The organism is Cyanobium sp. WKJ7-Wakatipu, from assembly GCF_024345355.1.
Lineage (GTDB): Bacteria > Cyanobacteriota > Cyanobacteriia > PCC-6307 > Cyanobiaceae > Cyanobium_A > Cyanobium_A usitatum.
Map to the genome: position 1 here is coordinate 1 of NZ_JAGQAY010000049.1, position 9162 is coordinate 9162.

The 9162-nt window shown below is 60.9% G+C and carries 11 protein-coding genes and 1 tRNA gene; 5 read left to right on the forward strand and 7 right to left on the reverse strand.

The window, feature by feature from the left end; genetic code table 11:
- Positions 1-215: 215 nt before the first annotated feature.
- The 4 genes from KBY83_RS14805 to minD form a co-directional block, all read right to left on the reverse strand.
- Positions 216-287 (reverse strand) — tRNA-Thr (locus tag KBY83_RS14805).
- Between the two features lie 34 nt (positions 288-321).
- Complete coding sequence (locus tag KBY83_RS14810) at positions 322-534, reverse strand: response regulator transcription factor (protein WP_255020335.1); 213 nt, start codon at positions 532-534, stop codon at positions 322-324.
- Between the two features lie 39 nt (positions 535-573).
- Positions 574-888 (reverse strand): cell division topological specificity factor MinE, encoded by a 315-nt coding sequence (minE, locus tag KBY83_RS14815; RefSeq protein ID WP_255020336.1) that lies wholly within the window; start codon positions 886-888, stop codon positions 574-576.
- Positions 889-893: 5 nt separating this feature from the next.
- Positions 894-1712, reverse strand: coding sequence for a septum site-determining protein MinD (gene minD, locus KBY83_RS14820; RefSeq protein ID WP_255020337.1), 819 nt, complete (start codon positions 1710-1712; stop codon positions 894-896).
- Between the two features lie 116 nt (positions 1713-1828).
- Here minD and KBY83_RS14825 point away from each other — a divergent pair, with 116 nt between their 5' ends.
- The 3 genes from KBY83_RS14825 to KBY83_RS14835 are packed head-to-tail and all read left to right on the forward strand — an operon-like array spanning position 1829 to position 3988.
- On the forward strand, positions 1829-2845 hold the full coding sequence (locus KBY83_RS14825; RefSeq protein ID WP_255020338.1) for a phosphatidylserine/phosphatidylglycerophosphate/cardiolipin synthase family protein: 1017 nt from the start codon (positions 1829-1831) through the stop codon (positions 2843-2845).
- Positions 2838-3389, forward strand: a complete 552-nt coding sequence (locus KBY83_RS14830) for a chromate transporter (protein ID WP_255020339.1) — start codon at positions 2838-2840, stop codon at positions 3387-3389. The genes KBY83_RS14825 and KBY83_RS14830 overlap by 8 nt, the downstream gene beginning before the upstream one ends.
- Positions 3386-3988 carry a chromate transporter gene (locus KBY83_RS14835; protein WP_106632805.1) on the forward strand — a complete coding sequence of 201 codons (603 nt, stop codon included), beginning with the start codon at positions 3386-3388 and terminating at the stop codon, positions 3986-3988. Before KBY83_RS14830 ends, KBY83_RS14835 begins: the two co-directional genes overlap by 4 nt.
- On the opposite strand, the gene minC is transcribed toward KBY83_RS14835, so the two are convergent.
- The 3 genes from minC to ctpZ are packed head-to-tail and all read right to left on the reverse strand — an operon-like array spanning position 3978 to position 7183.
- The gene (gene minC, locus KBY83_RS14840) at positions 3978-4655 is read right to left on the reverse strand and encodes a septum site-determining protein MinC (protein ID WP_255020340.1); all 678 of its coding nucleotides are present in this window, start codon (positions 4653-4655) and stop codon (positions 3978-3980) included. The two genes, KBY83_RS14835 and minC, sit on opposite strands and share 11 nt — an antisense overlap.
- Before the next feature lie 57 nt (positions 4656-4712).
- Complete coding sequence (locus KBY83_RS14845; protein WP_255020341.1) at positions 4713-5954, reverse strand: HD domain-containing protein; 1242 nt, start codon at positions 5952-5954, stop codon at positions 4713-4715.
- Positions 5955-5956: 2 nt separating this feature from the next.
- The gene (gene ctpZ, locus KBY83_RS14850; RefSeq protein WP_255020342.1) at positions 5957-7183 is read right to left on the reverse strand and encodes a carboxyl-terminal processing protease CtpZ; all 1227 of its coding nucleotides are present in this window, start codon (positions 7181-7183) and stop codon (positions 5957-5959) included.
- A 101-nt stretch (positions 7184-7284) separates the two neighbouring features.
- Between ctpZ and petB the strand changes: the two genes are divergently transcribed.
- Positions 7285-7968, forward strand: a complete 684-nt coding sequence (gene petB / locus KBY83_RS14855) for a cytochrome b6 (RefSeq protein ID WP_106632802.1) — start codon at positions 7285-7287, stop codon at positions 7966-7968.
- Between the two features lie 88 nt (positions 7969-8056).
- Entirely contained in the window at positions 8057-8539 is a 483-nt protein-coding gene (petD, locus tag KBY83_RS14860; RefSeq protein WP_106632801.1) for a cytochrome b6-f complex subunit IV, read from the forward strand.
- Positions 8540-9162: the final 623 nt, after the last annotated feature.

Sequence of the window (9162 nt, forward strand, 5' to 3'; positions counted from 1 at the left end):
GTTGGAACTCAGGCAGCGAGAGGCCTTTCTGAAACTGGACGGCACTGCGCGACATGGGCTAGCTGGTATATGCGTACCAGTCTATGCGACCAGTTCGCCCTGTGCGGAGTGAGCTGGGTAATCACGACCCACTATCAAGAGACGGGGCTCCTCCGGCAGGCCCCGATCCCCAAGACCCGTTGCACCCCCTCCCTCGCAATGGATCTGAACCTCAAAGCCGGCTAACGGATTTGAACCGATGGCCTTCGCTTTACAAAAGCGCTGCTCTACCACTGAGCTAAGCCGGCAATGGAAGTCGTTTGGCGGCTTCCTGTTCTGAGCTTATCGCTCACCCAGCGCCCAGAGCAGCAGCTGGGTGCGGCTTTGGCAGCCGGTTTTGGCCAGCAGGCTCGACATATGACTTTCGACCGTGCGCCTGCTGAGAATTAAGGCGGCGGCAATTGCCTTGTTGCTGTAGCCCCGTTCCAGTTGCACGAGCACACGACGCTCTGCGGCGGAGAGTTCTGAATGCTCGAAGGCAGTTGAACAGGGCATGGCATTGGTGTGGCTGCCCTTAAGAGTTCCCACACCGTCTCAGGAACTGAGCTCGTTCTCCAGGGTTGGCTCAGGAATAGGGGTGGGAGCCGGCAGCTTGGCTCGCCGAATCGGCAGGTTGGCTACCAGGGCCGTGACTCGGTCCTCCGTTTCCAGGGTCACATCCCCTTCCTCAAAGTCGATTTCCACATAACGACTCACAACCTCAAGGATTTCGCGGCGCATCTGTTGCAGCAGCTCGGGATTGAGGTCGCTGCGGTCGTGGGCGAGCACCAACTGCAGTCGCTGCTTAGCCGTGTTGGCACTGGCGGGCTGCCGCCCCAACAGTTTGTTGATCACATCAAGCAAGGTCATCGGCTTCAGAAGATCTTGGTTTGCATCAGGCGACCGATCGTGGCCCGCAGCCCTTGGCGCTCTTTGCTCGGATCGATCAGCGGCACCTCTTCACCCTGCAGGCGGCGGGCCACATTGGTGTAAGCGCGGCCAGCAGGGGAACTATTGCCAGTGAGGGTGAGGGGCTCACCGCGGTTGGTGCTCACTATCACCTGCTCGTCTTCCAGCACGAGGCCAAGTAGGGGCAGGGCCAGGATGTCGGTGACATCGCTGACGGCCAGCATCTCCTGATTTGCCATCATTTTGGGCCGCACCCGATTAAGCACCAGCTGGATTGGCTTTACGCCTTCACTATTGAGCAGGCCAATCACCCGGTCGGCATCTCGCACGGCCGAAACCTCCGGTGTTGTGACCACGATTGCTTCGCGTGCGGCCGCCATCGCGTTCCTAAAGCCCCCCTCGATGCCTGCCGGCGCATCGATTAAAACGTAATCGAAGTGCTCGCCGAGCATGGCAGCGATCTTGCGCATGTCGTCGGGCTGGAGCCACTCGAGCATCCGTGGATTGCCAGCGGGAAGCAAGGCCAGGTTTGGCTCTTGCTTGTGCTTCACCAGGGCTTGCTCCAAGCGGCAGGTTTCGGCCAGCACCTCCTGGGCTGTGTAAACGATCCTGTTTTCCAGGCCGAGCAACAAGTCGAGGTTGCGTAGGCCGAAGTCGGCATCGAGCACGGCGGTGCGAGCCCCTTGCTTGGCAAGGGCTATGCCGAGGTTGGCGGTGAGGGTGGTTTTGCCCACGCCTCCTTTGCCGGAGCAGATCAGGATGTAGCGGGTAGACGTGGCTGCCACGGCACAGGCTGGATTGAGGGCAGGTTAAGGCCAAAACCTTGAGTTGCAGGTATTGGGGCTGGCATTGCTACTGGCGGCAGCTGCTCTAAAAAGGGGTGTTCAGGCTCTGAGAAGGGATGACCCAAACCCCAGGTGGGCCTAACCATCTGCACCATCACCAGCAGCTGCTGGTGATGCCCGATGACGGCGCAGTGGCTGTGGTGGCTTTGATCGACTCTGCCCAGGAGACACTTCGGATCAAGCAGTTCAAGTTGCAGTCGGAGACCATTGAGCAGGCCTTGATCCGGGCTCAGCACCGTGGCGTGCTGGTGCGGGTGATGCTCAATCCGCACACCTCCGGCGGTGACCGTTGGAATGATGAGGCCCATGCCCGCCTCGATGCCTGCGGCATTCAGGTGGCCTGGACCAGCGAAGCCTTTCCAGTCACCCATGAGAAGTCGCTGGTGGTGGATTCCACCTGCGTGCTAATTGCCACCTTTAACCTCAGCGACAAATACTTCACTGAGACCCGTGACTACGGGGTCGTCAGTTATGCAGTGCCTGTTGTGGAGCAGGTGATCGCTTGCTTTGAGGCCGACTGGAACCGCAGCTTTTTCCATCCCGATCTCACTGTGGGCCTGGTGTGGAGCAGCGTTCACAGCCGCGGCCAGATGGCCAGGATCATTGATATGGCGCTCGAAAGCCTTTGGATTCAGCACCCAAAATTTGTGGATGCGGTGATTTTGGAGAGAATAATTTCGGCCCGGGAGCGCGGCGTGAAGGTGCGCTTCCTCTGTGGTGGCAAGCACGGCATCTCCGACTGGGACATCTACGACACATTCTCTTCGCTGCGGGTAATGGAGCGCTTTGGTGTGAAGGTGCGGCGGCAGAAGCACCTAAAACTGCACGCCAAGTTGATTTTGGTTGACGGTGCCTACGCCCAGACCGGTTCCATGAACATCGATCGCAGTGCCTTTGATCTGCGGCGCGAGCTTGGCATCGAATCCGATGCCCCCGAGGTGGTGGAGAGGCTGCGCAGCACCTTCCAGGCTGATTGGGATGCGGCAAAGAAATATCACGCTCCAGATCCCCTTGATCCCAGCCTGCACGAGGACGGCGAATTGCCACCAGATCCCCACTTCGTCCATGACTGAGCGGCGCCCCAGCCTTTCTGAGTTGTTCTGGGGGATGCTCCAGGTGGCGCTCTCGGCCTTTGGTGGTGGCCTGTCCGCCTGGAGCCAGCGGATTGTGGTCGAGCAGCGCCGTTGGATGTCCAACGAGCAATTCCTCACCGGACTCACGGTTGCCCGCCTTTTCCCCGGGCCAAATCAGATCAACATGGCCGTGTACATCGGTGCCGAGTTCCACGGTTTGCCAGGCGCTTTAGTAGCCCTGGCCGGCATGTTGCTGCTCCCCTTCAGCCTGTTGATGGGGCTGGGTTTGGCCTATTTCCATTTCCACACCATCCCCTCGGTAGATCGGGTGCTGGCCGGGGTGGTGGCTGCAGCAGCGGGGATGGCCCTTTCCATGGGTTTCAAGATTCTTGATCAGTATTGGAATGATCGGGTTGCTTTGCTGCTTGCTGCGGTGGTCTTTCTGGCACTCAGCTTGTTTGACCAGCGCTTGATTCCAGTGGTGTTGATAGCCGGTCCCTTGGCCATGGCTTGGTATTGGCCCCGCCGGCAGAGCAATCCATGAGTGGGCTGCTGGCCGCGGCGGTGGCGTGTGAGCCAGCTCGCCTCTCCGATTTGGGCACCTTGGTGCAGGTGCTCTGGCAGTTTTTATCACTGTCGCTGTTTTCACTTGGCGGTGGCAACACCCTGCTGGCGGAATATCACCATTTGGCGGTGGCCCAGTTTTGCTGGCTCACTAATACCCAATTCGCCGATCTTTATGCCCTGGCGGAGGCGGCACCTGGTCCCAGCTCAATGTTGGTGGGTTTGCTTGGTCTCGGGGCCGGCTGGCGGGAGGGGCCTTTCTGGGCCCTGCTCTGCGCCTACGGCGCCGAAGCAGCGATCCTGTTGCCCTCTACCTTGCTTATGGTCATGGCCTGCCTTAGTTGGAAGCGCCTTGAACACTCCCCCTGGCGCGTGGCGTTTGAGCGAGGCCTAGGGCCAATAACCTTAGGAATTTTGTTTGCCGTGGGGCTCAAGATTCTGCGCACGGCTGACACCAATTGGGCTGGGGTGGTGGTGTCAGTTCTGGTTTGCGTGCTGATGTTGCGCACCCGCATTTCGCCGCTCTGGTTTATGGCGGTGGCCGGTGTGCTGGGCGGTCTGGGTGTAATTAACCGCTAAGGGGCCAGACTGGTTGGGCCGGGTCTATTTGGATGGCGCCCGCCACTATCCGAGCTTCTTCGGCAAACCCGGCTGGGGGGGCGCCCTCGGGGCCCCTAGCCACCGCCCCGGCAATGCGCAGCTGCAGCGGTCGTAGCTGCAGGGCCACGATGCGGGCGAAGTTGTCGCCCTGACAGCCGGCGTGGGCAACACCCCTCAATCGCCCCCACACCAGCACATGGCCTGCGGCTGAAATCCGCGCCCCTGGGTTTACGTCCCCAAGCAGCAGCACGCTGCCCGATGTTTCCAGATGGTCGCCGGAGCGAAGGGTGCCCCGATGCACTTGCAGGTCGGAATCTGGTTTGGCGGGGCTCTCTGGAGCGGTTGTATTAGGCCACTGGCTCAAGATTCCCAGCCCCGCAGCTGCTACGTGGGTGTGGGGCTGACTGCTGCAGATCGTCACCAGCTCAAGCCCCCGGCCGTTCAGGGTGCGCTGCAGCTCGCCAAGTTGGCTTAGGCCGATACGCCAGGCCCCAGCCTCGAGCAGCACCTGGCCCTCGATTGGCCGATTAGCCAGCAGGGCGCCGCTATCGATTGCTTGTTGCACCAGAGCGGGCAAAGGGGTCTGGCAAGAGGCGGGCAGCACTAGCCGGTGGCTGCCTCGCCCAGATTCGTCTGCAACCAACAAGGCTCCGAGAGCAGGCTCCAACTCCGTTCCCGGTCCTATCTCCATCCCCATTCCCCCTCAGCGCCCCAGCAATTGGCGCAACTTAGGTGCCACCTCACCGGGATGGATCAGCCAGGCCAGCTCGACTTCAACAGTGAGGCTTTGCACCAGGTTTGAGCGCTGCTCCAGGGCCTGTAGGTGCTCGCCATCCCAAAGGCGCAGTCCACCCTTGTAGGGGTGATAACCGCGGCTCTGGCGCTGCTGCAGGCCGCAGCTGGTTTCGGCGCTCAGGCCCTCTGCTTCGCTTAACTGCCTCGCTGCAGCCAGGAGCTCCAGTCGCTGGGCGGGGCTGCAGTGACTCACATCGGTGGCCTTGAGTAGACGCCGCTCCAGCAGTCGACCGCAAGGATCCTGCAGTTCGGCCGGGCCCTCTTCCATCCAGCGCATCAGGTGGTAGCCAGTGCGGATGTCGTCGTTGGCAAGAAAAGACTCCAGATCGAGAGCGTCGCAGTGCCACAGCCAGCGGCCCATCACCTGGTCGGCCCAAACTCGCTTTGGCCCCAGGCGTCGGGCAGTGGCGATGGCCTGGTTGAGCAGCCAGTTGCACACCACGTTGAGCCGGTGGTTGTAGACGCTGCGATACATCAGGTTGCGCACCACCAGGTAGTGCTCCACGGCCATCAGGCCCTTTGGGGTGATCGCCAGCTGGCCATCGGGAGCCAAGGTGAAGGCGGCCAGGATCCGCTCGAGATCCAGCCGCCCGTAGGTAGTGCCCGTGCTGTAGCTATCGCGGACCAGGTAATCGAGCCGGTCGCAGTCCAGCTGGCTGCTCACTAGGGCCTTGATCGCCGGGCAGGGGTGGCGGCCGTGCTCTAGCAGGTCGGCCACGACGCTGGCCGTGCCGGGGGAGTGGGCTTCGAGGCGGTCGCGCAAGGCCGGATGCTCCCGGATCAGACGCCCCGACCAAGCCTCGTGGTGCAGCCCATACATCTCCTCGCCGGAGTGGCTCAGGGGAGCGTGGCCCACATCGTGCAGCAGCGCCGCGGCGTAGAGCACGGCTCGATGTTCCGCCAGTTCAAGGTGGTGACGCTCCAGCTGTTGCAGGGCTAGGCGGGCTAGGTGCAGCACCCCGAGGGAATGGGTGAAGCGGCTGGACTCGGCTCCATGGAAGGTCAGAAAGGCTGGGCCCAATTGACGTATTCGGCGCAAGCGCTGGAAGGGAGCGGAATCGATCAGGTCGATGGCCAGGGCTTCAGCTGGATCGGTGCGATCGAGTCGAATCGCTCCGTGCAGTGGATCGTGATAAGTGCGCTCTCCCATATTCAGAGGGTCGCTTCAAGCCGGCTGGCCAGCAAGCGGCCCGCGGCATCAAGCCAGCCGTCACCCTCACCGCCGGGATCCAAGGGTTCGGGTTCGGGCAGCACTAGATCCGGTGCGATTCCCTGGTGCTGAATGTCCCTGCCACTGGGGGTGAGGTAACGGGCCACGGTTACGGCAAGTCCACTGGTGTCGCCCAGTGGTATCAGGGTCTGAATCAGCCCTTTGCCGAAGGTTTGAGCTCCCACCAGCTCACTGCGGCCATTGTCTTGAAGTGCTCCCGCAAGGATTTCGCTGGCACTAGCTGTGCCGCCGTTCACCAGGGTGAGCATCGGCCCATCGAAGAGCATGCCGGGGTTGGCCTGTTGGGGCGAGCTGAGTCCATCACGGTCCTGGGTTTCCACGATGGGCTCGCCATTGAGCAGGTCGTCGGCCACGGCTAAGCCGGCGCTCACCAGCCCGCCGGAGTTGTTGCGCAGATCAAGAATCAGTCCCTCGATCGCCTTGCTGTTGAGATCGGCGAGGGCTTCCTGCACGTCCTGGGGCACCGGTTCAGAAAATTGGGTGATACGCAGGTAACCGAGGGTGTGCTCTCCCACCCGCAGCCGCTTGCTGCGCACCGGACGCAGCTCCACCTCCCGCCGTTCGAGCTCCACTTCGCGCGGCTGTCCTTGCATGTTGAGTTGCACCAGCACCCGGCTCCCGGCGGGGCCGCGCAGGGCGGCTGCGGTGCGTTCCAGCCCCAGCCCCCCAGTGTCCTGGCCATCTACCTGCAGTACCTCGGCGCCACTAGGGATAAGGGCTTCAGCGGCGGGGGAGCCGTCCAGGGGGGCGATCACAACGACTGCTTGGTCGTTGCTGCGCAAGCCCAGCTGCAGTCCCACTCCGGTCACGGTGCCTTGAGTGTTGGAGCGCAGGGTGGCGTAGTCGGCAGGCCGCAAAAGGCGGGTGTAGGGATCCCCAAGGGGGGTGAGCATTGATTCGATGGCGTCGTAGGCATCGCCTGAGCTGTTGATTGGTTGCTCGAGCGCTTTTTGGCGCAGCCGCTTCCAATGCACCGTTTCAAAGCGGCCTGGATCCACGTAGCTCTGGTTCACTAGGCGCCACGCCTCAACCACCAGCTGCTGGGTATCGCTGAGGGCCAAGGCCGTCGCGCAGTTGGCTGCCAGCAGGGCCAGGCCCAGCACGGTGCCAAGCAAATGCTGCAGCAGTGTTGCCAAGCGGTTTTTCACGGCTGTTGCAAACGGTTTAGAAGGCGCTGGCCTAATGGGCGGGGCACTCACGAGCGGCTCGAGGTCATCGGTAGACTCTCGCAACCAAACCTCCCAGCTGCATGGCGAACACTCCTGCTGGAAACTCCGGACAGGCTTCGAACCCGGTTTACAACTGGTTCGACGAGCGCCTTGAGATCCAGTCGATTGCCGACGACATCTCGTCGAAATACGTGCCCCCCCACGTCAACATTTTTTACTGCCTGGGCGGCATCACCCTGGTGTGCTTCCTGATCCAGTTCGCCACTGGGTTTGCGATGACCTTCTATTACAAGCCAACGGTGGCCGAGGCCTATTCCTCTGTCCAGTACCTCATGACTGACGTCAGCTTTGGCTGGTTGATCAGGTCTGTGCACCGCTGGAGCGCCTCGATGATGGTGCTGATGCTGATCCTGCACGTCTTCCGCGTTTATCTCACCGGTGGTTTCAAGCGTCCTAGGGAGCTCACCTGGGTTACGGGCGTCACCATGGCGGTGATCACCGTTTCCTTCGGCGTTACCGGCTACTCCTTGCCTTGGGATCAACTCGGCTACTGGGCCGTCAAAATTGTTTCTGGAGTCCCCGCGGCTGTGCCGGTAATCGGAGATTTCATGGTTGAGCTTCTCCGCGGTGGAGAGAGCGTTGGTCAGTCCACCCTGACCCGCTTTTACAGCCTGCACACCTTCGTGATGCCTTGGCTGCTTGCCGTTTTCATGCTGATGCACTTCCTGATGATCCGGAAGCAGGGCATCTCTGGTCCCTTGTGACCTATTGATTCGAGGCCTCTCGCCTCCCGAATCTCACCCCTTAAGCTCCACACCATCACCACAAAGATCCCTGCTGCCGGCAGCTGCCATGCACATCCTTAAGAAGCCCGATCTCACCGATCCCAAGCTCCGCGCCAAGTTGGCGAAGGGCATGGGTCACAACTACTACGGTGAGCCAGCCTGGCCCAACGACCTCCTCTACATGTTCCCCGTGGTAATCCTCGGGACCATTGGCTGCATGGTTGGTCTGGCAGTCATGGATCCGGCCATGCTGGGCGACAAGGCTGATCCGTTTGCAACCCCGCTCGAGATCCTGCCTGAGTGGTACCTGTATCCGGTCTTCCAGATCCTCAGGGTCGTTCCTAACAAGCTTTTGGGCATTGCCCTGCAGACGATGATCCCCCTGGGCCTGATGCTGGTGCCCTTCATCGAGAGTTTCAATAAGTTTCAGAATCCTTTCCGCAGGCCCGTGGCCATGGCCACCTTCTTGTTCGGCACGGTGTTTGCGATTTATCTCGGCATTGGCGCAGCTATGCCGATCGACAAGTCACTCACCCTTGGTCTGTTCTGAGATTTAGGAGCAAATCAGCCTAGGCATTCTGTCTAGGTCCCCTCATTGAGCCGCGACTCCGGTCGCGGCTTTTTTTATGGCATGAATAGAGAGGCTCTTTCAGCTGCTTTGGCCCGTCCCTGGCAGAGCCCTGGGAGCCTCCCTGCCCCAGTGGCTCCCCTATTGGCCAACTCTTGGCGCAATTGGCGCTGAAAGGCCTGCAGCGGCGCCAGGGGGAAGGCGGCAAATGGAATGCACCTAAATGCCTGGCCGCAATGGTTTTGGCTTGATGCGCTGTCGCGCTCGATACGGGTCCTTGCCAGAAGGGCAACAGAGGTGATATGTTTTTGGACTGCGCGCAAGGGGGAAGATCCCGAAGCGAGCAGGCTTACGACGAAGAAGGCGAGAGCCGACGGTGTTGTAAGTTTTCTGAGTCGCTGAGAGGCGACGTTCCGCCGAGAACTCCCGAGAGGGGGAGGAGGCGGAAGCACCTGGACAACTAAAAAGTTTAGGAACCGACGCTTTCACTGCGTCACGGATCAAGGGAGCCTGCACCGCCTGAGAGGGAGGGTGTTGGAGCTTTGGTTTTATTAGCTGAGAGATCAGCTAGTGACGGAAATAGCAGTGAAGGTGTGAGGTCCCGT

Excerpts from the sequence above, each read along its gene's own strand:
- petB (WP_106632802.1), top strand. The coding sequence starts at position 7,285 with ATGGCGAACACTCCTGCTGGAAACTCCGGACAGGCTTCGAACCCGGTT.
- KBY83_RS14810 (WP_255020335.1), bottom strand. The coding sequence starts at position 534 with ATGCCCTGTTCAACTGCCTTCGAGCATTCAGAACTCTCCGCCGCAGAG.
- petD (WP_106632801.1), top strand. The coding sequence starts at position 8,057 with ATGCACATCCTTAAGAAGCCCGATCTCACCGATCCCAAGCTCCGCGCC.
- minE (WP_255020336.1), bottom strand. The coding sequence starts at position 888 with ATGACCTTGCTTGATGTGATCAACAAACTGTTGGGGCGGCAGCCCGCC.
- KBY83_RS14835 (WP_106632805.1), top strand. The coding sequence starts at position 3,386 with ATGAGTGGGCTGCTGGCCGCGGCGGTGGCGTGTGAGCCAGCTCGCCTC.
- KBY83_RS14825 (WP_255020338.1), top strand. The coding sequence starts at position 1,829 with ATGACCCAAACCCCAGGTGGGCCTAACCATCTGCACCATCACCAGCAG.
- KBY83_RS14845 (WP_255020341.1), bottom strand. The coding sequence starts at position 5,954 with ATGGGAGAGCGCACTTATCACGATCCACTGCACGGAGCGATTCGACTC.
- KBY83_RS14830 (WP_255020339.1), top strand. The coding sequence starts at position 2,838 with ATGACTGAGCGGCGCCCCAGCCTTTCTGAGTTGTTCTGGGGGATGCTC.